Source organism: Streptomyces rapamycinicus NRRL 5491 (assembly GCF_024298965.1).
Classification (GTDB): Bacteria; Actinomycetota; Actinomycetes; order Streptomycetales; family Streptomycetaceae; genus Streptomyces; species Streptomyces rapamycinicus.
Map to the genome: position 1 here is coordinate 698,106 of NZ_CP085193.1, position 26,038 is coordinate 724,143.

Genomic DNA, 26,038 nt, shown 5'->3' on the forward strand with positions numbered 1-26,038 from the left:
GGTCCGACGAGACGAGGACTACCGCTTGTACGGATCCCCGTCCGGGAGCCATGCGTCCGGCGCGTGGACGCCGAAGTCGCCGACGCCTTCGGTCAGGGCGTCCACGGTGCTCAGAACGGCCGGGCGGAGCTCTTCCCGGCGCCAGACGAGGGACCAGGTCCAATAGACCTTCGGCTCGACCACGGGACGGGCGACCAGATCAGGCGGCAGTGGAGTGGTCTGGCCCTTGGGCGAGTTGAGGATGGGCCGCCCACGGCGGCGTACGTGGTCGAAGAACACGGGGCCGGTGACACCGCCGTCCGTGATGCGCACGGCGGGGGCGCCGGTGTCGGCGGCCAGCCGCTCCGCGTAGTCGTTCCAGGACACCCATGTGGTGGCGTCGTCGTCCAGCAGTACGACGGTGTCCCGGGCGCGGACCTCGCCGGTGTCCTGCCCGGCCGAGACGGCGTAGAGCCGGTCCGCGCCGATCAGCCGGGCGCTGAGTCCGCGCTTCTCCAGATCGTCCGTACGAATCCAGCACACCGCGAGGTCGAGGCCGCCGTCCGCGACGCGGGCGGCCTGGGCGTGGGAGGGCGCCACCCATGCGTCGATGTGCAGGCGCGCCACGGACGAGGCGCGGGCGGTCAGGTCCGAGGGCAGCCAATTCACGTATCCGAGCCGGACCGGTTCCGAGCCCGCGATCCTCGCGGCACGGTTGCGGAGGTCGTCGGCGCGGTCGAGCAGGTCCCGGGTGTGCGGGAGCAGGGCCGCCCCGGCCGGAGTGAGGGCCACCGAACGGCGGTCGCGGTCGAAGAGCCGGACGCCGAGGTCCCGTTCCAGCGCCTTGATCTGCTGGGACAGGGAGGGACCGGCGATAAGGAGCCGCTCCGCGGCCCGGCCGAAGTTCAGCTCCTCGGCCACAGCGACGAAATACCGCAACTGACGCAGCTCCACGATCGCCATGCTACCCGCGGTGGAGCCGGCACCCATGATGGGAGTCGGCACCCATCAGCCGATCAGCGGCCGCCGCCTCACCTCAGGCGCCGACCGGCGCCAGAGGTGTGCGGGCGCCCAGCAGCGCCAGGCAGTTCGGCCACACCGCGCTCAGCCGGGAAGCGTTGTTGTAGAGCTTGGCGAACAGGACCTGGCCCTCGAGCTGCGCGACCACGGACCGAGCGGCTTCGCGGGTGTCGGCGACGGTGACCTCGTCACGCTCGACGGCATCGGCGATGACCGAGTCGACCATCTCGACCTGGGTCTCGAAGATCTCCTGAAGCCGCTTGCGGACGGCTTCGGTCTGATTGCTCATCTCGAGGGTGAGGTTCCCGAACATGCAGCCCGAAACGGTCCCACAGCTCCGCTGGCCCGCGCGCTGGGCGGCCTCCGTCTCCTCGAACAGCCGCCGTAGCCGTTGCAGCGGCCCCGCGCCGCTGTTCAGGATGCGGGTCCAGTCCTGCCGCTGGGCGGTCCAGTGCTCGTCGATCACGGCCAGCGCGAGGGCCTCCTTGGACTCGAAGAAGTAGTAGAAACTGCCCTTGGGCACTCCGGCCGTCTTACAGATCTCGGCCACCCCCAGAGCCGAATAGCCGCGCAGCTCGATGAGCGACCGCGCAGCGCTGAGGATCTTTTCCCGGGCATCACTCGTCCGTCCCATGTTGTCAGTATACGACCGATCGACTACCTTCTTTAATAGACCGGTCGTCTACTGATCGGTCTCCAGCCGCGAACGAACGCCCCCGCACTCTCCCGTTGGAGGAGCCGACACCATGAGCACCGACGCAGTGGCAGTGAACGACCCGATGCACGAGGTGCTGAGGCGCTGGCAGACCGCATTCGACGGCCACCAGGCCGACGCCATGGCCGACCTGTTCACACCCGACGCCCTCTTCCAGGGATTCGGCCCCGAGACGATCTCCGGCCGGGACGCGGTGCGCGGCTACTACGAGGCCGTTCCGGACTACCGCAGGGCGCATCTCGGGGACGTCCACGGCTACCGGATCGGCGAGCACGTGGCCGGTGGCTTCGCCGACGTCACCTTCCGGGATCCGACGGGCTGGGAGGCCCCGGTGCACCTGTCGCTGGTCCTCCAGCACGAGGGCGGCGGCTGGCGGATCCGCCAGTACCACGTCTCCCGGATCGTCACCGATCACTGAGGCCGGCGGCTCACTGAGGGACGTCTGACTCAGTGTCCGGCGTTCTGGCCACCGTCCACGTGCACGATCTCCCCGGTGACGAACGGGGCGTTCTCCAGGTAGATGATCGCGTTGACCACATCGTCGACCTCCCCCATCCGGCCGAGCGGGTGCATCGCGGCGAGGGCCTCCTGCGCCTCGGCTGCATGCATGGGGGTGCGGATGACGCCCAGTGCGACGGTGTTGACCCGGATGTCACGGGCCGCGTACTCGATCGCCAGCGCCCTGGTGACCGCGTTCAGTCCGCCTTTGGTCAGCGAGGCGAGGGCTGAGGGCGACTGCGAGTTGGCGTGGTCGACCAGGCTCGTAGGTTCACCACGTGGCCGCCACCGTCCCGGGAGAGCATCGCGGCGACGGCGCCGCGGGAAGTCTCGAAGAAGCCACGCAGGTTGACCCCGGTCACGAGGTCGTAGTCCTCGTCGGTGAAGTCGGTGAAGTCGGTGAACGGCTTGGAGGCGAAGACCCAGGCGTTGTTGACGAGCGTGTCGATCCGCCCGAACCGGTCCAGGGTCGCGTCGACGATACGGGCGCCCACGCCCGGCTCGGACACATCACCGCTGACGGTCAGCACGCCGGGATCGCTCGACTCGTCCAGGGTGCGGGCGGTCGCGGTGACCGCGTAGCCGAGCTCGCGGTAGGCGGAGACCAGGGCGGCACCGATTCCCCGGGAAGCCCCGGTGACGATGGCGACCTTCTGCACGGTGTTCATTCGGCCACCGCTCTCTCCGGCTCAGGCGGTAGTTGCGTCGCTCCCGATGTCTCCATCATGCGCCCGACAGCGGCGCACCCGCACGCCGGGTGATGGGGCTCAGTCGAGGAGCGGGCCGAGGCCGCGGCCGCGCTTGATCTCGTAGCAGCCGGTGGCGTGCCCGGGCGCCCCGTACCGGCGCCCGCGCAGGCGGTCCGGGGTCAGTGGCCGGCGCTCTGGCCGCCGTCGACGTGGAGGATCTCGCCGGTGACGAACGGGGCGTTCTCCAGGTAGACGACGGCGTCGACGATGTCGCCGATCTCGCCCATCCGGCCCACCGGGTGGAGGGCGGCGAGTGTGTCGTGGTATTCCGCCGGGTGCATCGGCGTCCGGATGATGCCGAGGGATACGGCGTTGCTGCGTATGCCGCGGGTGGCGTATTCGATGGCCAGGGCCTTGGTGGCCGACTGGAGTCCGCCCTTGGTGAGGGAGGCCAGTACGGAGGTGACCGCGGAGTGGGCGTGGTCGACCAGGCTGGTGGTGATCTGGACGATGTGTCCGCCGCCCTGGTGGAGCATCTGCTCGGTGGCGAGCTGGGCGATGCGGAAGAAACCGCCGAGGTTGACGCCGGTGACCGCGTCGTAGTCCGCCTGCGTGTACTCGGTGAAGGGCTTGGCGACGAAGATGCCGGCGTTGTTGACCAGGGTGTCGATGCGGCCGAAGCGCTCGATGGCGGCACCGGCCACGCGCTCGGCGGTCGCGGGGTCGGCGATGTCGCCCTGGACGGTCAGGATCTCGGGGTCGGAAGAGGGGGCGATCCCGCGTGAGGTGGCGACGACGGCATGGCCGAGCTTGCGGTACGCCTCGACCAGACCCGCGCCGATGCCCTGGGACGCGCCGGTGATGACGGCGACCTTCTGACCGGAAGTGCTCATGGTGACTGTCTCCAGTGGAGTGGGGTGGGGTGTCAGGACCGGCGCTGATCACCGGCCCTCCATGAACATAGACGACCGGTCGACAAACGGCCAGGAACGGCGAGCGCGCCCCACCTCCCCCGCACGGCTGTGACCTGCGGTGGGAGGCGGCGCCTACCAGACGGGAGGCAGCCGGTCACAGGGATGCCCTGGTCAGGCCGGTCCGTCCGGGCCGTCGAGGCCGCGGAGAGGGGGTCCGCGCTTCCGCGTGCGTGGTGCCCGTAAGAGGCCGGGCCTACCAGGAGGGAGGAAGCCGATCGTGGCATTCGCCCTGGCGGCGGGCGCAGTCTGACGCCATGGGAGCGCAACGCCACCCAGGCTTCCGTACCGCGAAACCGTCGAGGACCACATCGTGACCGCAGCAGCTCCGCGCCCCCACGCCACCGGCTCCCGGAGCGTCCGCCACTCGCCCTGGACCCATGTCGCGCAGGCGGCCGCCGCGCTGGGGGCGGGCATGGGTGTCGGCCGTTTCGTCTACACGCCGATTCTTCCCCTGATGCACACTCAGGCCGGGCTGTCCGTGGCGACGGGTGCGAACCTCGCCACCGCCAACTACGTCGGCTATCTGATCGGCGCGCTCGCCGGAACCTTCCTGCCACGTCTGATGCGCTCCCCCGCCGTACTGCGGAGTTGTCTGGTGGTGCTGGCGGTGTCGCTCGCAGGGATGCCACTGACCCACGCCACCGGTGTATGGCTGCTGCTCCGGCTGTGCGCGGGAGTGGTCAGTGCGGTGATCTTCGTCATCGCCGTCAGCTCGCTGCTCAGCCATCTGCGCGACCATCCCGCCCACTTGCCCGGGTGGGCCTTCGGCGGAGTCGGGGCCGGTATCGCCCTGTCCGGGTCGCTCGTCCTCGCCCTGCGCACCATCGCGGACTGGCAGGCCGCGTGGTGGGCCTCCGCCGCGCTGAGCGCGCTGCTCGCCCTTCCCGCATGGTTTCTGCGGCCGGAACCCGCGCCCGCTTCGGTGCCCGCCACGTCCCGGCCCGGAGCGGAACGGCGGGCGAGCGGCCCGCGCACCCATCGCTGGTTCACCGCGCTCTTCGCCTCGTACACGCTGGAGGGCGTCGGCTACATCATCGCGGGCACCTTCCTGGTGGCCGCGATCGAGCAGAGTTCCCCCGGCTGGATCGGCAGCGGGGCCTGGGTGCTGGTGGGCCTCGCGGCCATTCCGTCCTCCGCGCTGTGGGCGGGGCTGGGGCGGCGCTGGTCCCGCCCCAGCCTCCTGCTGGCCGCGCTGGGCGTCCAGGCCGTCGGCATCGCCCTGCCCGCGCTGATCGGGGGCGTCGCCGCGGCGCTGATCTCCGCGGTGCTCTTCGGCGCCACGTTCATCGGCGTCAGCACCCTCGCGCTCGCGACCGGCGCGCAGCTGCGCTTCCCCCGCGCGGTCGCGCTGCTGACGGCCGGATACTCGGTGGGCCAGATCCTCGGCCCGCTGGTCGCCACCCCGCTGCTGCGCCACGGGTACCACCAGGCCCTGCTCCTCGCGGCCGTGGTCGTGCTGGCGTCCGCCGTCGCGGCCGCCCTCCTCCGGATCGGGTTCCCCCACCACGTGCCCGCGCTCGGCCACCCGGTCCTCCGCGCGGAGCCCGCACCCGACCGGCAGTCCACGGGCCTCGGCGCCGCCGAGGCCCGGGCGGACTGACCTCGCCGTCAGTCGACGAGGTCCAGCGCGGCGGCGACGATGCTGTCCGTGTCGATGCCGTGGTAGCGGTAGACGTCCTCGATCGAACCGGACTGGCCGAACCGCGTCACGCCGAGGGTGGTGACGGGCGTGTTCTGGACCGTGCTCAGGAAGGCCAGCGTGTGCGGATGGCCGTCCAGCACGGTGACCAGCGGTGTGGCCCGGTCGGCGGGGAAGACCTGGTCCAGGATCCAGCTCGGGTCCCGCGACAGGCCGCGGCGGGCCTGCAGCGCGCGGAAGAGCAGGTCCGGGCTGGTCACACAGACCACGTCGGCGCCGTGGCCGAGGGCGGCGAGCCGGTCGGCGGCGGCCAGGGCCTCCGGGACCAGGGCGCCCATCGCGGCGAGGGTCACCACGGGCCTCTCGTGACGGCGCAGCCGGTACGCCCCCGCGGTCACCTGCCGGCGGCGGCGCTCGCGGGCGGCCGGGTCTCCGGGCACGTCGGCCGCGGACTGGTCGATGGGCCGGGTGGACAGCCGCAGGTAGGCCGAACTTCCCTCCGGCCGGCCGAGGTTGCCCAGTGCGGCCAGCAGACACCATTCGGTGTCGATCGCGAACGCGGGCTCGAAGGTGACGCAGCCGGGCTGTTCGATGCCCAGCGAGGGTGTGGTGATCGACTGGTGGGCGCCGCCCTCCGGGGCGAGCGTGACACCGGACGGCGTGCCGACCAGGATCGACTGGCCGCCCGCGTAGATGCCGAACGACCACGGCTCCAGGGCCCTGTTGACGAAGGGGTCGTAGACGACGCCGATGGGCAGCAGCGGCTGACCCCAGCGGCTCCAGGTGGTACCCAGCTCGCCGAGCAGGCCGACCAGGTTGGTCTCCGCGATGCCCAGCTCCACATGCTGGCCGGTGGGCCGCTCCCGCCAGTGCAGGATGGTCTCGGCGTCATCGGCGAACCAGTTGGGGCGCTCGGCCGGGGACCACACACCGACCTTGTTGAGCCAGCCGCCGAGGTTGGTGGTGGAGCTGACGTCCGGGCTGACGGTCACGATCCGGGCGGCCGCCTCCGGCGCCCGCCGGGTGAGGTCCAGCAGGACGCGGCCGAGAGCCTGCTGAGTGTTGCCGGAGCCGGTCGGTGCCGGGCGGGCGAGGTCGGCGGGGACCTCGGGGACCTGCTGGGGCGCGTGCTCGGGGCGGTGCAGTCGCCCGGCGGCCGCCGCGCACCGGGCCGCTTCCGGCGATCCGGCGGCGAAGGCCGCCCACGGGCGGTCGGGGTCCGTTCCCAGGCGGTCGGCCAGGGTCCTCATCTGGTCTGAGGTCAGCAGGGAGGAGTGGTTCTGCGGATGGCCCTCGGTGGGCAGCCCGTAGCCCTTCACCGTGTACGCGAAGATGACGGTCGGCCGGGTGTCGTCGACGCTGTCGAACGCGTCCGTCAGCGCGCCGATGTCGTGCCCTCCCAGGTTGCGCAGCGCCGCCAGCAGCGAGGCGTCGTCCAGGGGGGCGATCAGGTCCGCGATCGGCCCGGCGGTCGAGCCGGTGCCGGGCAGGCGCTCGCGCAGCTCCTCGGCGGAGCAGCGCAGCAGGCGCTGGTATTCGGGGTTGTCCATGGCGTCGATACGGGCGTGCAGGGCCTCGCCGCCCGGCCGCGCGAACAACTCCCGCAGCGTATGCCCGTACTTGAGGCTGATGACCTGCCAGCCGGCCGCGGCGAACATGCCCTGCAGCCGGTCCGCGGCGATGCCGGGGACGACCCGGTCCAGGGACTGCCGGTTCAGGTCGACGACCCATACCGCCTCGCCCAGGCTGGGCACCATCGGGTCCTGGATCGCCTCCCAGATCGCGCCCTCGTCCAGCTCCGCGTCGCCCAGCAGGGAGTACTGCCGTCCCTTCCCGGCACCGCCGAAGCGGCCCTCCACATAGCGCCGCGCGAGGGCGCCCCACAGGGGTGCGGTGGCGCCGATGCCGACCGAGCCCGTGGAGTAGTCGACGGGGTCGGGGTCCTTGGCCCGGCTGGGGTAGCTCTGCAGACCGCCGAAGGCGCGCAGGGTGGTCAGGTAGGACTCGTCCAGCTCGCCCAGCAGGTAGTTGATGGCGTGCAGCACGGGTGAGGCATGGGGTTTGACCGACACCCGGTCCTCAGGGTTGAGCGCGTGGAACCACAGCGCCGTCATGATCGAGGACATCGAGGCGCTGGACGCCTGGTGACCGCCGACCTTCAGCCCCGAGGGGTTCGGCCGCACCCGGTTGGCATGGTCGATGATCGCGGTGGACAGCCACAGCACCCGCTGCCCGACCGCCTCCAGCACGGCGAGCTCCTCCGCCCGGGCACCGCCCGTGCCATTGCCGCCGATCGCTCTCAGCTCCGGGTCCAGGACCATCACCGACCGCCTCCGCTATCCGCACCACGCCGTGGGAAAACTGATTTTGTGCTCCGTCAGTAGACAGATAGCTCTTCAACTGCACAAGATGCTTCTCTTTCGTTGAGCATTCTGCTCAGGCTCCGGGTCGAATGAGGGACATCGATTGAGCACTATGAACAGTGAGCGAGGCGTGGACGCCACCGACGCGCGGATCCTGCTCGCCCTCGCCGCCCAGCCACGGGCCACCGTCGTCGCCCTGGCCGAGCAGCTGGGGTTGTCCCGCAACACCGTCCAGGCGCGGGTGGCCAGAATGGAGCAGGGCGGCGCGCTGGGCTCCTTCGAACGCCGGATCGCCCCGAACGCGCTGGGCCATCCGCTCACCGCGTTCGTCACCGCGCGGGTGAATCAGCGAAGGCTGGCCGAGGTGTCCGAGGCGCTGGCGGGCATCGCCGAGGTCGTGGAGGTCTTCGGCCTCAGCGGCGAGACGGATCTGCTCGTACGGGTGGTCGCCGCGGACGCGGAGGACCTGTACCGGATCGCGGGGCAGATCCTCGCCGTTCCCGGCATCGAGCGCACGGCGACCGCCCTGGCCATGCGCGAACTGGTGCCGCACCGCCTCACCCCGCTGCTGCGCCGTGCCGCGGCGGAGTGAGCGTTCAGAGCCTCTCTCAGCTCGCCCCGTCGGCGACGCCACCCCGTTCGAGCGCCAGCCGGGTGAGTTCGACGCGCGTGTTGATGCCGAGCTTGGTGAAGATGTGCTTCATATGGGTGTTGACGGTGTGAATGGACACATAGAGCCGGTCGGCGATGGCCCGGTTGGTGAGTCCGTCCACCACGAGCGGGATCAGCTTCCGCTCGGATTCGGTGAGGTTCCCCCAGCCCGGAGGGCCGGTGGCGTGGTGCCGTGGGGCGCCGGTGCGCACACCGAGCCGCCGGAGGCGCCGTCTGATCCGTTCGTGGTCGCGCCGGGCTCCTGAGACCGACGCCAGCTCACCCGCTTCTTGGAGGTACGGGATCGCCGGGGCCGTATCGGCCGATGCGGCCAGGAGTTCACCGAGGTCCTCGCAGGCCGCGGCCAGGGCCAGCGGTCTGCCACCGCTCCGGTAGGCGCTGATCGCGGACTCCAGTCCACGGGGGTCGCCGTGGAGCAGGCCGTCCACGTGGACGCGGACCGCCCGGATGATCCGCTGGCTGTCGTCCCGCGCGGTCAGGCCGCGCAGGGCGCCGGACACGGCCTCCGCGACCGACCGGTCCCCGCCGCGGAGCGCGATGCGCACGATCCCGGGCCAGTGGGACGGCGTCACCGCGAGCAGCCGCGTCGGCTCGCGGTCCCCGAAGCCGGCCGCGAGTGCCACCGCCGGGCCGTCCAGGCCGCCCTCCGCGTCCGCCAGACAGGCGCGCGCGAGCGTCACCCACCGGCCGTACCGCTGCGTGGTCGGGTCGGGACCGGCTTCGGCGGCGCGGAGGTGGTCCCTCGCCCTGGCGAGGTCACCGCGCCTGATCTCCACCAGTGCCAGCACGGACCGGGCCCGCGCGTTCGGTCGGGTGATCTCGAGTTCGTCCGCCACCGTCAGACTGGCCTCGGCCTCCACGGCCGCGTCGTCCAGCGCTCCCTGTTCGAGGAGGGCGCAGGCGCGGGTGGCGTGCCAGTGGGGAAGTGACCAGCCGAGGCCCAGCGCCTCCGCCTCGCGCTGTCCGTCCCGCAGGATCCGTTCGGTGTCCGCGAGCCGGTCGGTGGCGAGCAGCGCCATGGCCAGCCACAGCGCCGGGATCCGCGGGGGCCGCAGATAGAGCGCGCCGGACTCCGTACCGGCCCGCCCGGCGGCCTCCTCGGCGAGCTCGACGGCGCGGGCGAGGCGCCCGCGGTAGAAGGACGTCTGCGACTGGAACACCATGGCGCTGACGAGGACGGCCGGATCGTCGCCGCGGTAGGCGGCCGCGACCAGCCCGGTGTCGGTTCGCTCGGCGGCGGTGATGTCCCCGAGGTACACATGGCCCGTCCCCTTGGTCTTCAACAGCCGGACGCGCACCTCGGGCGGCAGCGCGGGAAGGTCCAGAGCCCGCTGGAGGTGTGTCATCGCGGCGGCGTCGTCGCCCGCGGCCTGGTGGATCTCGGCGGCCACCAGGCGCAGACCCGCCTCCCGCGGCGGTTCGAGGCGGTCCGACAGGGTGGCGTCGACCAGGTCGAGCGCCTCGTGCACCCGGCGGGTCCGGCCGAGGTACTCGGCGGCGTCGGTCAGCAGCGTGATACGACGCCGGTCCCGCGGGGGCAGCAGTCCGGCGATCCGCTGAGCCAGGTCCGCGGCGGCGCCGGGGGCCGACGCCGACAGTTCCCGTACGGCGGTGGTCAGCGTGGTCACGGCCGCCTCGTCGACCGGACCGCCCGACATGACGACGTGCCAGGCCACCTCGGCGGACCGGGCCCCGGTGCCCCGCAGACTGTCGGCCGCCTCCCGGTGCAGAGCGGTCCGTACGGCCCGCGGCAGGTTCTCGTGGACGGCCTGCCGCATGAGGTCGTGGCGGAAGGCGAGTCGCGGGCCGTCGGCCGAGAGCAGACCGGCGTTCAGGGCGGCCTCGACGCCCGACAGCAGGCTGCCGACCCGTCTGCCGAGCATGCGGGCGGCCGTGCCGAGGTCGAATTCGCGGCCGAGGACGGACCCCATCTGGAGCAGCCGCGCGGCATCCTCCGGGAGCCGGTCCAGCCGTGCGGCGACACTCCGCCGGAATCCGGCGGGGATGCCGTCGTGCACGAGGCTCGCCACGCCCGCCTCCACCTTGACGGCGTCCGTGCCGGCGAAGGCGCGCACCAATTCGATCGCCAGGAACGGGTTGCCCGCGACGCCTCGCAGCTGCCGGGCCAGACCGGGTGACGGCGTCGCTCCGAGGACATCGGCCGCGATCTGCCCCAGCTCCCGCTGCGGCAGGGGGCCGAGGGTCAGCCATCGGGCTCCGAGGCGTTCGAGGTCCTCCCGCACCATGGCCACGGTCGGCCGATCGGCGTCCGGCCGTACGGCCAGCACCCACAGGATCCGCGAGCCGGCCAGCCGACCGGGCAGGGTGCGGAGCACGAAGAGGGTGGCCGGATCGGCCCACTGCGCGTCGTCCACCAGCACGGCCAACGGGGCGCGCTGGGCCCGCGTCTCCAGGGCGTCCGCGATGCCGTCCAGCAGCCAGAGCCGCTGGTCGTCAGCGGTCACGGCGGCCCGGTGGGGACCGCCGGAGGACCGCAGGGCGGACTGCAGGGCCGCTCCCGCCGCGTACTGGTCGAGCTCGTCGGCCCGTACGGACACCACATCGAAGCCGGACCGCCGCGCCATCCCGTCCAGCTCCGCGAGCAGCCGGCTCTTGCCGGCGCCGGGCGCGCCTTCCACGACGACGCGGGCGCCCCGCCCGGCAAGCACTGCTCCCAGATCCTCACGGACAGCGGCGATCTCGCGGTCCCGTCCTCTGAGGGGCAGCCCGGCGACGGCCCGGTCCCCGCGCCCCCGGACCAGGTCGCCCGCGGGGTCTGTGCTGTGCATGGGGCCAGCATGCCGCACGGCCACATGGCCCTCAACGCCGGTTCCCCCGCGCCGGACGCTTTCACCCGGGTGAATCCCGGTGCCGCGCCGTCCGCTCACCCCGCCGCGGCACATGCTCCGAGCCGTCCAGATCTCTTGTCCCCGGAGAGGAGCACGACGTGCGTACAGGCAAGGAATACCTGGCGGCGCTGAACGACGGCCGCACGGTGTGGGTGGGCGACGAGCTCGTCGGCAACGTGGCCACACACCCCACGACCCGGGCGTACGCCCGCAGGCTCGCCGACTTCTACGACCTGCACCACCGCCCGGACCTCCAGGACGTCATGACGTTCGTGGACGAGGAGGGCGTCCGGCGGTCCATGACGTGGTTCCAGCACCGCTCCAAGGACGACCTGCGGCGCAAGCGGCGCTACATGGAGACGGTGCTGCGGGAGCTCGGCGCCGGGGCGGTCCCGCGCACCCCGGATGTCAACAACTACGTCCTGCTGACCTACGTCGACGACCCCGAGCCCTGGAGCAGCCAGTCCGTCGGCACCGACGGGAGGGACCTCACCGAGGGCATCGTCGACTTCTGGAACGTGGTACGGGAGGGCGACCTCAACACGACACCGGCGTTCGTCGACCCGCAGACGGACCGCTCGCGCGATTCCGCACAGGCCGAGTCCCCCGCGCTTCAGGTGGTCGGCACCTCGGACGAGGGCATCACCGTACGGGGTGTGAAGGCGATCAGCACCGGCGCGGCCTTCGGGGACTGGATCCACATCGGCGTCTTCTACCGCCCCGGCATCCTGCCGGCGCAGATCATCTTCGGGGCGGTGAAGCCCAGCACCCCGGGAGTCACCATCATCTGCCGGGAGAGCGACGTCCGGGACGGCGAGGACGTCGAGCACCCGCTCGCCTCCCAGGGTGACGAACTGGACAGCGTCATCGTGTTCGAGGACGTGCTCATCCCCTGGGACCGGGTGTTCCACATCGGCAACCCGAAGCACACGTCGCTGTACCCGCAGCGCGTCTTCGACTGGCTGCACTACCAGGCCCTGGTCCGGCAGATGGTGCGCGCCGAGCTGATGCTCGGCCTGGCCCTGCTGATCACCGAGCACATCGGCACCTACCAGCTGCCGCCGGTGCAGACCCGGATCGCCCGGTTCGCGGGCTTCCACCAGACGCTCAAGGCACATGTGATCGCTTCGGAGGACGAGGGGTTCACCACCCCCGGCGGCCTCTACAAGCCGAACGTCCTGATGTTCGACTTCGGGCGGGCGTACTACCTCGAGAACATCGCCGGGATGGTCCACGAGGTGATCGACCTCGCCGGTCGTGCCTCGCTCATCTTCCCCACCGAGGGGCAGTGGCAGCGGCCCGAACTGCGGCCCTGGCTGGAGGCGTTGCAGACGGGACCGGTCGGGAGGCCGCACGACCGGCTGAAGATCAGCCGGGTGATCCGCGATCTGTTCCTGTCCGGCTGGGGCGACCGCATCAGCACCTTCGAGAACTTCAACGGCACGCCCCTGCTGGCCATCCGCACCCTGACCATGAAGCGCGCCGAGCTGTCGCCGAGCGGCGGCATGGCAGACCTCGCGCGCAAGGTCTGCGGCATCGAGGGCGTCGACGAGCGGGAGCAGACCGCGTACACGGCCCAGGCGGACTACGCCCGGCGCCAGGACGCCTCGTAGCGCGATACGGGGCCCGGGTCAGAGCACACCGCGCTCCCGGGCCCTGGCCACCGCGCCGCTTCTGTCGTGCGCGCCGAGTTTGCGGAAGACGGCCCGTACCTGTGTCTTGACGGTGTTGTGGGACACATAGAGCTCGGCGGCGATCTCACGCAGGGTCAGCGGGCCGCACAGGGCGCGGAGCACTCGGCGCTCCCCCAGCGACAGGTCCTGGGGCCCGGGTACGGAAGGCGCCACGGCCGTGTCCTCACCGGCCCGGCCGAGCAGGTCCGTCAGTACCCCGCGCGATTCGCAACCGGACGCCGCCCGCTCGGCCGCCGCGCGGGCCTCCCGCGCCGCGTCCGCGTTGCGCCGCGCGCTCTCCAGTCGCGCGCGCGTGGCGTGGCACAGGGCGCGGATGTGGGGTTCGTGCGACGCCCGGGGCGGGCCCGCCAGCGCCGCCTCCGCTTCGGCCAGAACTCGTGCGGCCGCATCGGCCCGGCCCTCTTCGAGGAGCAGACCGGCCCGGGCGATGTAGCCGGACACGGAGACGAAGTGTCCGCTCAGGCCGGCCGCGGCGGCCACGTCGAGGGCCTCGTCGCTCAGCATGCCCGCCGACTCGTGCCGTCCGGTCAGCAGCGCGCACAGCGCCCGCAAGCCCAGGGCGCGGACGAGTGCCAGGCTGTGCCCGGCGGCGTGTGCGTCACGGGTCGCCTCGCCGAGCAGCGCCTCCGCCTCCTCGTACCGGGAGGTCCACAGCGCGGCGGCGCCGCGGGCCGTACAGGCCAGGGCGCGCCAGGACGTCAGCGGCAGGGTGCCGCCGACGGCGGACGCGCCGAGCCGGCCGGCGGTCAGGACCTCCCCCTTCAGACAGCAGGCCACGGCCCGGGCGACGGCTGCCGCATCGGACACCGTGCTGCCCTCGCCGACCGTCTGGGGGCCCGTCCGTCTGAGCCGGGCCACGTCCAGCCAGCGCCGGGCCGTCTCCGGGGCGCCGCCGGAGAGGGCCGCCATCGCCGCCACGACGCACAAGCGCGCGTCGGCGGCGACCGTGCGGCGCGGCAGCAGGTCCAGCCACCGCGTGACCAGCGCACCACGCCCCGCCGAGATCGCCTTCTCCCAGGCCCCGAGGATCGAGGCGACGGCCGCCGCCGCGTCGCCGCCGAGCATCCAGTGCCGTACGGCGGCGGTCGTCTCGCCCTGCCGGGAGTACCACTGAGCGGCGGCCCGGTGCAGGGACACGACGGTGTCCGGCCCCTCGGCGGTGCGGACGTCGGAGAGCAGCGCGGCCAGTGCCCGGTGATGCCGGTACGCCGGCGGATCGGCGGCGACGGGCACGAGCAGTCCTACGGTCCGCGCGAGCTCCCGCAGCAGTACGCCCGCCCGGTCCCCGGCGAGGGCCTGGCACGGCCCGGTGCTCAGCTCGTCGAGCACACTGGTGCGCAGCAGGAACCGGCGCTGTTCCGTGGTGAGCCGGAACAGCACCTCCGTGGCCAGATACTCGGAGACCGCCTGCCTGCCGTGGGCCACGTCCCGTTCGGTGTGCGTCTGGCCGGCCGAGCGGGCGAGGGCGCGCCCCATGACGCACAGCCCCGCCGCCCATCCCTCGGTGGCCTCGTACAGCGCACTCGAAGTGTCCGCGGCCGGAGGGGCGCCGAGCAGATCGGTGAGCACGGCCTGTGCCTCCTCAGGGGTGAAGGCCAGGTCGTGCTGGTCGAGTTCGGCGACCAGACCCCGGGCGCGCAGGGTCGGCACGGGCCTTCCGGGGACGTGCCGGGTCGACAGGACGGCGCGGAAGCCCCGGGGAAGCCGGGTCAGGAAGTCCGCCAGGCTGCGGACCGCGTCGGCGTCCGTGATCGAGTCCAGTCCGTCGAGGACCAGTGTGAGCGGCCGCTGTCCGCCCAGGCCGGTCACCAGGCTCGGCAGGATCTCCTCGAGCCATGCGTCGAGCGTCCACTCATCGCTGTCGAGGCGGACGGGCAGTTCCGGCCGTACGTGCCGCAACGCCCGCAGGATGCCGGCCCAGAGCCGGCCGGGGGCGTTGTCGTACCCGTCCAGGCTGAGCCAGGCGCACTCTCCACGGGCCGCCGTGCCTTGCGTCCACTCGGTCAGGAGCACGGTCTTCCCGGCACCGGCCGGTGCGGAGACCACCACCACGGGCTCGGTCGCCGCGTCGAGCCGGCGCAGCAGGCGCGGGCGGGTCAGGAGGTGCGGGGGCTGGGCCGGAGGACGCAGCTTGAAGGCCGGCACGGAGCGGGGCACGGCACCTGCACGGGACATGGCACCTTCAATGGAGTCGTCGGGACGGGCGGAGCCCCCGACAACCGTGGCTCGCCTGGCGCGAACCGGCATCCGGGGCGGTGGTGAGCCGGTCACGCGGCCTTCTTCGGGCCGCCGCGACTAGGGCCTGAGCCCTCCGAACCCTCCCGCGAAGTAGAGCAGCGGCCGGCCGTCCACCCGGTGTGCGCATTGGCGGACGTCACCCACGAAGATGGTGTGGTCGCCGCCGGGCAGCGCCTCGGCGACATCGCACACGACGGCCGCGATAGCGTCCTTCAGCACCGGCACACCGTGGTCGTCGACGGTCTCGACGCCCGCGAACTTGTCCGGTTTGGAGGCGCCGAAGTTCCGCGCCAGGTGCTCACCGTCCTCGCCGAGGACATTGACCGCGAAGCGGCCGTGCTCCGCGATCGCGGTCCGCGTGTACAGGTGGTTGCCGACGCACACGATCAGCTGGAGCGGGTCCATGGACAGGGCGCACACGGCGCTCGCCGCCATGCCGATGGGCGTGGCTCCGGAGCGGGTGGTGATCACGCTGACGCCCGTGGCGAGCCGGCTCATCGCGCCTCGGAAGTCGGGTGTCGTGTCAACGGTTTCCATCATCGGAGGACCTCCGTGAAAGGGGGGGCTGAACCCTGGTGGCTGGTGTGAAGCGTGCGACTCCGGCTGTTAACGCGGGAGAAATCACGGCCCGGGCGCGACACCGCCCGGAGTTCACCCGGCCCGTCCGGTCATCGGCGCAGCCGGTCGACCAGACGTCTCAGGTCCGCGGACGGCCCCACTCCCAGCTCCTTCATGACGCCCAGATAGCCCCGGTACAGGTCGAGCAGTTCATCGTCCGCACCGGCCGCCTCCGCGGCGCACAGGGCGAGCCGCCACGCCCGCTCCCGGTAGGGGTCGCTGTCCAGTACGGCACGCGCGAGCCGGCGGGTCTCCCGGACGCGGCCGAGGCGCAGCGCCACGGCCGCCGCGTCCATGCGGGCCCGCAGGAGGGCGGAGTCGAGTTCGGCGCGCCTGGTGTCGAGCCAGTGGGTCGAGAGGGAGTCGAAGTACGAGCCGCGTTCGGCGATGGCCAGGGCGCGCCGCAGGGTGTCCCACCGGTGCTCGCCGTCCTGCCGCGCGGCCTCCGCGAGCAGCCGCCGCAGGGTCCCCGAGGCGCTCACGACGGCGGACGCCGGTGTCAGCCGGTACACATCGCCGTCCTGGCGGAGCGACAGCCCGTCGGGCAGCACCTCGCGCAGCCGGTAGACGGCCTGCCGAAGGTAGCTGCGCGCCGTGGTGTCGCTCCGTCCGGGGAACAGCGCATCCAACAGGGCCCGGCGCCTGGCGCTCGCCGAGGGCCGGTCCAGCAGATAGGCGAGCAACTCCACGCTCTTGGCCAGCCGTGGGTGGACCTCTCGCCCGTCGACGGCCAACCGCACCGGGCCGAAGTCCTCCAGCGTCAGCCGGGGTTCGGCGCACCCGGTCACCGGTCTCGCGGTGGCGAGCGCGGACACGAGCTCGTGCCAGCGTGAGGAGTGGGCGGGTTCCGCGTCGGCCCGGCGCACCGCGACGGAGGGCATGTCCTCCAGGGCCTGCAACAGCAGATTACGGGGGCCCTGGGCGGTCGCGACCTCCAGGGCCAGATCGGCGGCGGCGTCCGCACCGTCCTCGTCTCCGGTGCGCCACAGCGCCTCACTCAAGTAGACGGCGGCCGTGGGGAGTTCGAGATGTCTGTCACCCGCTCGCATGGCGGAGACCGCGGTGGTGAGGTGGGGCACGGCGTCGTGGTCGCGACCGGCCAGCAGCAGCTCCAGGCCCCGCCAGGTGTCCGCCAGTTCGGCGGTGAAGGCGTAGCGCGCGCACCCTCTGCGCTCCGCCTCGGCGAGCGCCCGAGCCGCTCGCGGCGGGTCGCGGTCCAGGCGCAGGGCCAGTTTCGCCTCCAGGAGCAGGCTGAGGATCTCGTACACGCGGGAGCCGGTCGACGCGATCCGCCGCCGGCCGGCCAGCAGCGCGGACCACGCCTCGTCCCGGCGTCCGAGCTCCGCCATCAGCTCCGCGGCCTCGAAGGCCGCAAGCCAGACGGGCCCCGGTCCGTCTCCGACCGCCGCGTACGCCTCCTCCGCCTGGGAAATACATCCCTCCGCGCGCAGCGCCGCGACCCTCCAGGGCGTCCCCGCCACTCTCCGCCAGGTGCCGGAGGTGCCGTCCCGCAGTTCGCGCAGATGGCCGGACCGGTAGGCGATGCGCATCACCATGGCCTCGAGGGGTCCCGCGACCCGGTCGAGTACGTCAGGGGCGAGCCGGGGTGTGCTGTCGTCCGCCAGAGCCAGCACGGCCGCCGCGATGTCGCGGGGGTGCCCGGGCGGCATCACGCCCAGGATCTCGCGCGCCCCATCGATCCTCCCCGCGTGCCAGAGACACCACACCAGCAGGGCCAAGTCCTCCTCGCCGCCCGGCTGTTCGGCGAGACCGCTCCACCACGCACGGCCGTGGTGGTCGGCCAACCGCACGCCCCGCCAGCACTGTTCGAGCCCGAAGGCGACGCGGAGTGCCGCCGAGGCCAGGCTCGGGGTGGGCGCCGGGCGCATCCGGTCGAGCCAGCCCTCGGCGGTCGTCAGGTCGAACCGCCCGAGTACATCGGGCAGCGCGCGTTCGGCGACGTGTCGGGCGGCGGTGGTGTCCCCGCTCATGAGCAGTTCGGCCACGGCGTCCTCGTGGCGCCCCCGGCCCTGGAGCAATGTGGCGTACCCCCGGCGCAGCACCCGCAGGGTGTCCGCGTCCAGGCATTCGATCTCCCGCTGGAGATGGTGGCGGAACCGTGGCAGGGCGACCATCCGGCTGCCGTCCGCGGACCAGTCGAGCGGCAGCCGTCGGCCGCGGAGGGCGGCCATCGTCCGGTCCGGCGACACCAGTCCGAGGGCGTTGGCCCGCTCGGCCGTCACCCCGTCGTCGAGCAGGCTCGTACGGACGAGCAGTGCTGCCTCCGCGGGCGTGAGCTGGGTCATCAGCTCGGCCGCGAGACACTCGTGCTGTGCGGCGGAGGCGGCGGCGTCGGCGCCCCACCAGTCGTACAGGACTCCGGTGACCCAGCCGCCCGTCGCCGCCACCAGGCGGGACGGGTCGTCACCCCGGTCGGTGCCCCGGTCGTCACCCCGGTCGGTGCCCCGCAGGGCCTCGGCGGCCTCGGCCGCGTCGAACGCCAGTTCCCCGTCCTCGATGAAGGCGACGCGATGGACGTCGCCGAGGCCTCCGAGACCCGGGGGCAGTTCCACACGGGAGACCAGTACCAGCCGGGGCCCTTCCGGCAGACCCCCGACGAGCGCGTCGAGCAGCCCCTCCGCACCGGCCCACCCTCCGATCGTCTCCACGCGGTCGAGCACCAGCACCAGGTCCGTACCGGCGAGCGCCCCGGCGAGCAGGGCGCCGGCCTCCGACGCCGAGAGCCCACGCGCCGGCGCACCCGTCAGCGCGGTCGCCGCGGCCGGCACATGCGGCTCGACGGCCGCCGCGAGAAGGCGCGTCAGCGCCGGTCCGCCGGCACCGGGACCGGCGTCGCCGGGCATCCCGGCGAGCGATGCCCAGGCGACGGGTCCGGACAGCGCCTGGGCGGCCTGGACCACGGCGGTCGTCTTGCCCGACCCCGCCGAAGCGGCCACGACGAGCACCGGGTACCGGTCCAGCAGCCGATGGATCCTGCGGACCAGCCTCGGCCGGGGTATGACATGGCCGGGCAACCGAGGCGGGACGCCACCCCGCTGGCCCGGATCGCCACTGCTCATGGATGACCGCCTCTCGATGGTGTGCGGCCGTCGGGATCAGTCCGCGGGACGGGGTTCGAGGACGAAGGTGTGCCGCAGCGCGGTGTACGGCTCGTCGGTCAGCTCGCGGCAGGGCCCGGTGCCGGCCTCGTAGGTGTCATAGGACGTGATCAGCGACTCCTTGACCCCGAACACCGGATCCGAGTCCAGGTACGAGTCGTCCGACGGGAACAGCATGGTGGTCACGCGCTGGAATCCGTCGGCCTCGATCAGCAGGTGTACATGGGCGGGACGCATGAGCGACCTGCCGGTGGCGCCCAAGAGTTCGCCGACCGGGCCGTCGCCGGGGATCGGGTAGCTGGCCGGGCGGATGGAACGGAAGCCGAAGTGTCCCGTCTCGTCGGTGCGGAACAGCGCGCGCATGGCCGGGTCGGCCTGGCCGGGCACGTCCACGTCGTAGTGGCCGTCCCCGTCACTGTGCCAGACGTCCACCGCCGCGCCGGACACCGGCGCTCCCGCACGGTTCACGACCCGTCCGTCGAAGAACAGCGGGGTGCCGGGCAGACCTCCGGAGATGTCGGCGGCGTCGGCGTGGAGCGGCCTGTCCTCCCTGAAGAAGGGGCCCAGGACGCTGTTCTGGGTGGTTTCCGTGGGCCGTCGGTTGCTGAGGGAGTCGACCAGCATGGTGACGCCCAGCACGTCGGACAGCAGGATGAACTCCTGGCGCGTCGATGTGCACATCTGCCCGGTGCGCGTCAGGAAGTCCACTCCCCGGGCCCACTCCTCCTCCGTCAGCTCGACATCGCGAACGAAGGCGTGGAGGTGCCGCACCAGCGATTCCAGGATCTCCGCGACGCGGGCGTCCTTGGTGTCCCGCATGGTGGAGATCACGGCATCGGTGATGGTGTCGCTGGTCAGATCACGCATGGCGCGCTCCCGTGGTGGTTGGGTGTCGATGGCGGAGTCGGTCCGGGGACGTTCGTCGCCGGATGACATTCACGGTGTCCCGCCGGCCCAGGCGCGGGTCAAGAGGGCGCGCACCGCGGTCCGTTCCACTGGCCGCGGATTCCAGTAGCCGTCCCGCACGATGAGTTCGGCCGCCTGCTCGATGCCCGATTCCGGCATGCCGAGGTCCCGCAGTGCCCTGGGGGCGCCGAGCCTCCCGGCGAAGTCGAAGAGACCGCTCGCGGCGTCGTCCCGGGCCAGCGCGTACGCGATGCGTGCCATGGCCTCTGGGGCGGCCGGCCCGTTGTAGGCGACGACATGCGGCAGCACGGCCGTGTGGGTCTCGGCGTGCGGAAGCCCGAAGGTACCGCCGAGCACATGGCACACCTTGTGGTGCAGGGCCATGCCGACCGTGCCGAGGCAGGTGGCCGCCAGCCACGCCCCGTACAGCGCGTCGGCCCGCGCCTCGCCGTCGTCCGGGTGGAGCGCGATGGCCGGAAGGGACCGGGTGAGGGAGTCGAGCGCCTCACCGGCCATCAGGAAGGCCACCGGATCCCGGTCCTGTGCGTAGAGGGCCTCCACGGCGTGCGCCATCGCGTTGACGCCGCTGACCGCCGATATCCCCACGGGAAGCGTGAGCGTCAGGTCGACGTCGTACACCACCGTCTTGAGCAGCGCTTCCGGCAGCCGGCGGGTCGTCTTCCTGCCGCCTTCGGTCTCTCCGAGGATCGGCGTCATCTCCGAACCGGCGTAGGTGGTGGGCAGCGCCAGCTGCGGAAGACCGGTGCGCACGGCGATCGCCTTGCCGAGGCCGATGGTCGATCCACCGCCGATGGCGAGCACGGAGTCCGCTTCCACGCTTCCGGCGTACGCGACCGCCTTCTCCGTGACCTCGACGGGGGTGTGCGGCGCGGCTTCGGCGAACGTGCCGACTGCCGTGGCTCCGAGCAGGTCGCGTATCTCCGCCGCCCGGTCCCATTGGCCGGGGGTGCACAGGATGAGCACCCGACGGCATCCGAGAGCGTCGGCCTCCTCGGGTATACAGCGGCGGGTACCGCTGCCGAAAACCACCTTGGTGATCTGCCCCCGATGCACGAATGTCTTCATCAGAATGTCCTCGGTCCCGCCGGTGCTCTGTTCGTGGAAGAAGGCTTTGGCACTCGGGTGACCTCCGTCAACGGAATCGGCGCGCGATGACGGGCATCGGCGTGGAAATACCGTGTTCAGGCGACCGGCACCGCCATGACCGGGGCCATGGCGGTGTGCGTGTGCGGGAGAGGTCCGGCTCCGCCGTGCCAGCCTCGGCAGCCTCGGCAGGTCAATCAGTGGGCCGCGGGTGGCGCAGATGGGCCCGCTTCTCCAGCTCCTCGTCGTCGACCAGCGTGAGCATCGGCTGGCCCGGCGCGCACAGCATGAACACCACGAACTTGCTCGGGGCGTCCGGCAGGGCGTTGCCGTTCTGGTAATGGATCACGTCACCGCCCGGCTCGAACAGCGTCTCACCGGCCTTGATCACGCGCTCCGGCTCGCCTTCGAGCTCGAACCGGATCGCGCCCTCGGTCACATAGCCGTAGCACGGTCCCGAATGGCGGTGCGGAGGAGTCCCCGGGTCGCCGGGAGGCCACTCGACGAGGACGGTCATCCCCGAAGCACCCTCGGGAATGAAGGGCGGCTTGACGTCCGCCAGCATCTTGGGTCCGGTCCCATCCACTGAGTCCATCTCGTGCACTGTGCTACACCTCCGTGGGCCGGCCCGGAACGGGCGGACGATCCGCGTCGGGGATCCCGGGCTCGGACATCTCGAATCACAGGGAAGAAGAGGCACGGCCCGCATCTGTGACACGCCGTGCGCCATCAGGGAAAACGCGATTGGCTCAGCCGAACTGGCCGACCTGGTAGCCACCGGCCGGCTGCTGGTTGATGATGTTGACGCGGTTGTAGCCGTTGATGATGGCGATGAGGGAGATCAGGGCGACGAGCTGATCGTCATCGAAGTGCTTGGCGGCGTTCGCCCAGGCCTCGTCCGTGACCCCACCGGCCGCGTCCGCGACCCGGGTGCCCTGCTCGGCCAGCTCCAGCGCGGCGCGCTCGGCCTCGGTGAAGACGGTCGCCTCCCGCCAGGCCGCGACCAGGTTGAGCCGTGCCGGGGTCTCCCCGGCGTGGGCCGCGTCCTTGGTGTGCATGTCGGTGCAGAATCCGCAGCCGTTGATCTGGCTGGCGCGGATCTCCACCAGACGCTGAACGGATTCCGGCAGCGTCGAGTCCGCCACCACCTTGCCGGCCGAGTAGAGGTGCTTCAGCACCTTGGCCGCGAGGGCATTGCCGAAGTAGTCGAGACGTGGATCCATGGGTCCTCCCAGCAGATGTGCCGTTATGCGTTCCTCCCTGGCCACACTGGATCAGCGCGGCACCGAGGCGCATCGCTTAAACGAGTGATTCCGGGACCGGCCGCCTAACGCCTGAGGATGGGGACCGGTCCCGACGTGGCGTCCTTACGGTGACGGGCATGGTTCGAATGACGCGCCGCGGCGCGCTGGTCGGGGTGGTGGCCGCGGTGCTCGCGGTGGCCGGGCTCGGCGCGTACCTGCTGTGGCCCGCCCCCACGCTGAACGCCGCGGACATGGGCGCGGTACTGCCGGCCGAGCGGGACCTGCCCGGGTTCGTCCCGTACGACGGGCTCACCGGTGCCCTGTCGGTGCCGGCCGGCAACAAGGAGGGGAGATCCGTGCTGGCCGGCGCCGGCCTGGACAAGCAGTGCCGGAAATGGCGCAAGGAGGGCGACGGCTGGGCGTGCCGACACCTGCGTGGGGCGGGCATGGTCGTGCTCGAACGGTCGGAGAACGTGTTCTTCCGGGTCAAGTCCGATGTCCTCGCCTACGACGACGAGGACGCCGCGGAGGCGGCCTGGGACGGGCTGGTGGCGGACAACCGCGACGAGATCCACAAGATCCGGGGCGCCAAGGAGCGCTCGTCCGATCTGGGGGACGCGGCCCTGTCCTTCGAGGCGCCGGGCGTCACGGTCCTGGCGATCCGGATCGAGACGGTCGTCGTGGAGGCCATCGTCTGGGACGGGAGCGACCAGGTGAGCGAGGCGGACGAGGACGCGATGGTGGAGAAGTGGCCCGCACTCCAGCTCTCGAAGATCGAGAAGCAGCTCGGCTGAGCAGGGGCGGGGTATGCCGTGGCCGCGGCACACCCCACCGGCCGCCGGCACGATGAGGGCCTTGACGGGGAGAGTGGCGACATGGACGACGAGGGCGAGCGGCTACGGGCCGAGTGTGAACGCCTCCGGGAGGAGGTCGGGCGGCTCAGGTCCCAGGTGGAGCGGCGACGGGCCGCCGTCTCCGCAACCGATGTGCCCGGCCCGGAGTTTGAGGAGGCGGCCGGGGGCGTCGGGAAACGAGCGGATGGCGCGCCCGCCGCCCGCGCACCCCAGGAGCCATCGCCCGCGCCCGATCCGTACGCCTCTACGGGTGCGGACGCCTCCCTCGCCCGGCCGCGCGCGGCGGGGGTCTCCCGCCGGGGCCTGCTCGTCGCCGGTGGCACCGTCGTGGTCGCCGGGGGCGGGGCCGCCGCCGCTGTCCTCGCCCAGGACGACGGCTCGGCCTCCTCCCCTCGCCCCCGGCCGTCGCGGCCGCGCCCCGTGACGAGCATTCCCGCACACCCCACGATCCGCCGCCTCGCCACTCTCAAGGGCCACTCCGGCACTCTCGGCGGGGTGTGGTTCGGCCCGGACGGGCGGACGCTGGTCTCCACCGAGGCAGAGGTGGGCAACCTGCGGCTGTGGGACGTCCCTGAGCACCGGCGGATCGGCGCGCCGCTGACCTCCGCTCTCGTCGTCTTCCAGTCCGTGGCGATCAGTCCGGACGGCAGGACGCTCGCCACCGGTGGCGCGGACAGGGCGCAGTTCTGGCAGCTTCCCTCGCTCCGCCGCGCCGGCAGGTCGCTGAGTCTGCCGGACCGCACACAGCGGCCGTTCGAGGTGGTCGCCTTCAGCCCGGACGGCAGGACGCTGGCCGCGGGCGGCACGAACGACCCGGGCGGTGACGCCGTGCGGCTGTGGGACGTCGGATCCCGCAGACAGCGGGGCGAGCCGCTGACCGGACACGAGGGCGGTGTCGAGGGGCTGCTGTTCAGTCCGGACGGCAAGACCCTGGCCGTGAGCAGCCATGTCGGCGACGGTGTCGTGCGGCTGTGGGACGTGGCGTCCCGCAGGCAGCGGGGCGAGCCACTGACCGGGCACGAGGGCGGTGTCGGCGCCATGGCGTTCAGCCCGGACAGCAGGACCCTGGCGGTGAGCGCGAGTGTGGGTGGCGACGGCCTCGTACGGCTGTGGGACACGGCCACCGCCACCCGGCGCGGCAAGCCGTTGCGCGCCCGTACCGTCGGCGTCAGCGCGCTCGCCTACAGCGGAGACGGGAAGACCATCGTCACGCTCGGCTTCTACAGCGGGCTCGTGTTGCGCTTCTGGGACGCGGCCACGCACAAGGAACGCGCGAAGCCCTTGGAGCTCGCCTCCCTGTCCCAGCCGACGGCCTTCACGGCGGACGGGCTGACGCTGGCGACCGGCAGCTACGACGACAACGCCATACGGCTCTGGCGGATCGAGTAGCCGCCGGGCCGGCCGGTCTCGCGGTCGGCGCATCACACGAAGTGGAACAGGGGAAGGGCGGGAGCGGGGTATGGACGAGCGAGGACCCTCGCCGGAGGACGTACGCGACGCCTCATCCGGTGCGGGGCACACCGGGCCGGACGACGGGAAGCCGACGACGGAAGCGGACGCCGGGGTCGAAGAACTCGGCCGACTCCGCGCCGAGCGCGACCGGTTGCTGGCCGAACGCGAACGCCTCCGCCACGAGCTGGGCGGACCGCCCCCGCACCCACCGCGGATACCCCCGGAGCCCCAGCCGCGGATACCCGCGAAGCCCCTGCCGCGGACACCCGCGAAGCCCCTCCCGCCCTCGCGGCGCCGTCTGCTCATCGGCGCGGGCGCGGCCGTCGCGGTCGCCGCCGTGGCCGTGCCCACCGGCATCGCCCTCTTCGGCGGCGACTCGGACGGCGGGAAGGACACCGCGCACGGCAAGCCCGGCAAGGACACCCGCAGCCCCTCCCCCGCTCCCCCGCGCACACCCCCGCCCATCGCCATCCCCGCCCGTCCCAGGCTGCGCCCGCTGGCGACCCTCGAGGGACACAAGGGCGAGATCGGCACGCTGCGCTTCAGCCCGGACGGGAAGACCCTGGCCTCCAGCGAAGCCCAGGACGGAGTGCTGCGGCTGTGGGACGTGGCCACCCACGAACAGCGAGCCAAAGCCCTGCTCTCCTCGCTCGTCATCTTCAAGGGAGTGGCCTTCAGCCCGGACGGCCGGACGGTGGCGACCGGCCACGAGAGCAGAGCCCAGTTCTGGGACGCGGCCACCCTGCGCCCGCACGGCAAGGAGATCGCCCAGCACGACGATCCCTTGCTCTCCTTCGAGACGATCGCCTTCAGCCCGGACGGCGGGCTCTTCGCCACCAGCGGCTTCATCGACCAGGAGATCCGGCTCTATGACGTGGCGACACATCGGCAGAAGGGCGCGCCACTCGAGTCGGCAGGCGCCCACGTGCTGGTGTTCAGCCCGAACGGGAAGACTCTGGCCGGCGCGGACGAGTCCGGCATGGACGGCGTACGGCTGTGGGACGTGGCCACCCGGAAACAACGGCCTCAACCGTCGAACGACTCCTTCGGCGGCGCCGGCCACATGGTGTTCAGCCCGGACAGCGGAACCCTGGCCGTCGCCAACGACTCCACGGAAGTCCACTTCTTCGACGCGATCAGCGGCAAGGAGCGCGGCAAGCCGCTCGCCGGCCACTCCGGCTCCGTCACCGGCCTGGCCTACAGCACGGACGGCCAGACCGTCCTCACCACCGACTACACCGGCCTGCACCTGTGGGATGCCGCCGGCCATAAACACCGAGCCGCCATCAGCAACCCCGGCTCCTCCATCGCCCAACTCGCCTTCAGCCCCGACGGCCGCACCCTGGCCACCGTTGGCTTCCAGGACAAGACGATCCATCTGTGGCGCCTGGAGTAGTCCCCTGGAGTAGCC

The 26,038-nt window shown here is 72.2% G+C and carries 19 protein-coding genes and 1 pseudogene; 7 read left to right on the top strand and 13 right to left on the bottom strand.

Annotation, left to right across the window (positions count from 1 at the left end; all coding sequences use genetic code 11):
• Positions 1-18: 18 nt before the first annotated feature.
• Together LIV37_RS03125 and LIV37_RS03130 are read right to left on the bottom strand one after the other, a co-directional pair.
• On the bottom strand, positions 19-942 hold the full coding sequence (locus LIV37_RS03125) for a LysR family transcriptional regulator (protein ID WP_121826262.1): 924 nt from the start codon (positions 940-942) through the stop codon (positions 19-21).
• A 73-nt stretch (positions 943-1,015) separates the two neighbouring features.
• On the bottom strand, positions 1,016-1,633 hold the full coding sequence (locus LIV37_RS03130) for a TetR/AcrR family transcriptional regulator (RefSeq protein WP_020865641.1): 618 nt from the start codon (positions 1,631-1,633) through the stop codon (positions 1,016-1,018).
• 112 nt (positions 1,634-1,745) lie between these two features.
• Between LIV37_RS03130 and LIV37_RS03135 the strand changes: the two genes are divergently transcribed.
• The gene (locus tag LIV37_RS03135; RefSeq protein ID WP_020865642.1) at positions 1,746-2,132 is read left to right on the top strand and encodes a nuclear transport factor 2 family protein; all 387 of its coding nucleotides are present in this window, start codon (positions 1,746-1,748) and stop codon (positions 2,130-2,132) included.
• 29 nt (positions 2,133-2,161) lie between these two features.
• Here the strand turns inward: LIV37_RS03135 and LIV37_RS52470 are convergent.
• Both LIV37_RS52470 and LIV37_RS03145 read right to left on the bottom strand, forming a co-directional pair.
• A pseudogene (locus LIV37_RS52470) lies at positions 2,162-2,880 on the bottom strand (SDR family NAD(P)-dependent oxidoreductase).
• A 200-nt stretch (positions 2,881-3,080) separates the two neighbouring features.
• Positions 3,081-3,794, bottom strand: coding sequence for an SDR family NAD(P)-dependent oxidoreductase (locus LIV37_RS03145; protein ID WP_020865644.1), 714 nt, complete (start codon positions 3,792-3,794; stop codon positions 3,081-3,083).
• A gap of 493 nt (positions 3,795-4,287) precedes the next feature.
• On the opposite strand from LIV37_RS03145, the gene LIV37_RS03150 reads away from it, so the two are divergent.
• Positions 4,288-5,475 carry a YbfB/YjiJ family MFS transporter gene (locus tag LIV37_RS03150; RefSeq protein WP_121826261.1) on the top strand — a complete coding sequence of 396 codons (1,188 nt, stop codon included), beginning with the start codon at positions 4,288-4,290 and terminating at the stop codon, positions 5,473-5,475.
• Positions 5,476-5,483: 8 nt separating this feature from the next.
• On the opposite strand, the gene LIV37_RS03155 is transcribed toward LIV37_RS03150, so the two are convergent.
• Complete coding sequence (locus tag LIV37_RS03155; protein ID WP_020865646.1) at positions 5,484-7,835, bottom strand: transketolase-like TK C-terminal-containing protein; 2,352 nt, start codon at positions 7,833-7,835, stop codon at positions 5,484-5,486.
• 154 nt (positions 7,836-7,989) lie between these two features.
• On the opposite strand from LIV37_RS03155, the gene LIV37_RS03160 reads away from it, so the two are divergent.
• Positions 7,990-8,469, top strand: coding sequence for an Lrp/AsnC family transcriptional regulator (locus LIV37_RS03160; RefSeq protein WP_121825870.1), 480 nt, complete (start codon positions 7,990-7,992; stop codon positions 8,467-8,469).
• Positions 8,470-8,485: 16 nt separating this feature from the next.
• Here LIV37_RS03160 and LIV37_RS03165 read toward each other — a convergent pair whose 3' ends face one another.
• Positions 8,486-11,338 (bottom strand): helix-turn-helix transcriptional regulator, encoded by a 2,853-nt coding sequence (locus tag LIV37_RS03165; RefSeq protein ID WP_020865648.1) that lies wholly within the window; start codon positions 11,336-11,338, stop codon positions 8,486-8,488.
• Positions 11,339-11,496: 158 nt separating this feature from the next.
• Between LIV37_RS03165 and LIV37_RS03170 the strand changes: the two genes are divergently transcribed.
• Entirely contained in the window at positions 11,497-13,011 is a 1,515-nt protein-coding gene (locus LIV37_RS03170) for a 4-hydroxyphenylacetate 3-hydroxylase family protein (RefSeq protein ID WP_020865649.1), read from the top strand.
• An 18-nt stretch (positions 13,012-13,029) separates the two neighbouring features.
• Here the strand turns inward: LIV37_RS03170 and LIV37_RS03175 are convergent, their stop codons facing one another.
• From LIV37_RS03175 to LIV37_RS03205, 7 genes are all read right to left on the bottom strand, one after another.
• Positions 13,030-15,267 carry a winged helix-turn-helix domain-containing protein gene (locus tag LIV37_RS03175; RefSeq protein ID WP_020865650.1) on the bottom strand — a complete coding sequence of 746 codons (2,238 nt, stop codon included), beginning with the start codon at positions 15,265-15,267 and terminating at the stop codon, positions 13,030-13,032.
• A gap of 120 nt (positions 15,268-15,387) precedes the next feature.
• A complete protein-coding gene (locus LIV37_RS03180; RefSeq protein WP_020865651.1) occupies positions 15,388-15,870 on the bottom strand; it encodes a flavin reductase family protein in 483 nt (160 codons plus the stop codon).
• 128 nt (positions 15,871-15,998) lie between these two features.
• Positions 15,999-19,028, bottom strand: coding sequence for an AfsR/SARP family transcriptional regulator (locus LIV37_RS03185; protein ID WP_148717879.1), 3,030 nt, complete (start codon positions 19,026-19,028; stop codon positions 15,999-16,001).
• A 36-nt stretch (positions 19,029-19,064) separates the two neighbouring features.
• On the bottom strand, positions 19,065-19,934 hold the full coding sequence (locus tag LIV37_RS03190; protein ID WP_121826259.1) for a dioxygenase family protein: 870 nt from the start codon (positions 19,932-19,934) through the stop codon (positions 19,065-19,067).
• Between the two features lie 69 nt (positions 19,935-20,003).
• Positions 20,004-21,059 (bottom strand): maleylacetate reductase, encoded by a 1,056-nt coding sequence (locus LIV37_RS03195; protein ID WP_020865654.1) that lies wholly within the window; start codon positions 21,057-21,059, stop codon positions 20,004-20,006.
• A 211-nt stretch (positions 21,060-21,270) separates the two neighbouring features.
• Positions 21,271-21,672: a cupin domain-containing protein gene (locus tag LIV37_RS03200; RefSeq protein ID WP_121826258.1), complete on the bottom strand. Its 402-nt coding sequence runs from the start codon at positions 21,670-21,672 to the stop codon at positions 21,271-21,273.
• Positions 21,673-21,826: 154 nt separating this feature from the next.
• Positions 21,827-22,300 (bottom strand): carboxymuconolactone decarboxylase family protein, encoded by a 474-nt coding sequence (locus tag LIV37_RS03205; RefSeq protein ID WP_020865656.1) that lies wholly within the window; start codon positions 22,298-22,300, stop codon positions 21,827-21,829.
• A gap of 158 nt (positions 22,301-22,458) precedes the next feature.
• Between LIV37_RS03205 and LIV37_RS03210 the strand changes: the two genes are divergently transcribed.
• The 3 genes from LIV37_RS03210 (at position 22,459) to LIV37_RS03220 (ending at position 26,023) form a co-directional block, all read left to right on the top strand.
• Positions 22,459-23,115, top strand: a complete 657-nt coding sequence (locus tag LIV37_RS03210; RefSeq protein WP_148717878.1) for a hypothetical protein — start codon at positions 22,459-22,461, stop codon at positions 23,113-23,115.
• A gap of 81 nt (positions 23,116-23,196) precedes the next feature.
• A complete protein-coding gene (locus tag LIV37_RS03215) occupies positions 23,197-24,564 on the top strand; it encodes a WD40 repeat domain-containing protein (RefSeq protein WP_121825868.1) in 1,368 nt (455 codons plus the stop codon).
• A 70-nt stretch (positions 24,565-24,634) separates the two neighbouring features.
• Entirely contained in the window at positions 24,635-26,023 is a 1,389-nt protein-coding gene (locus tag LIV37_RS03220) for a WD40 repeat domain-containing protein (RefSeq protein ID WP_121825867.1), read from the top strand.
• The last annotated feature ends 15 nt before the right edge of the window (positions 26,024-26,038 follow it).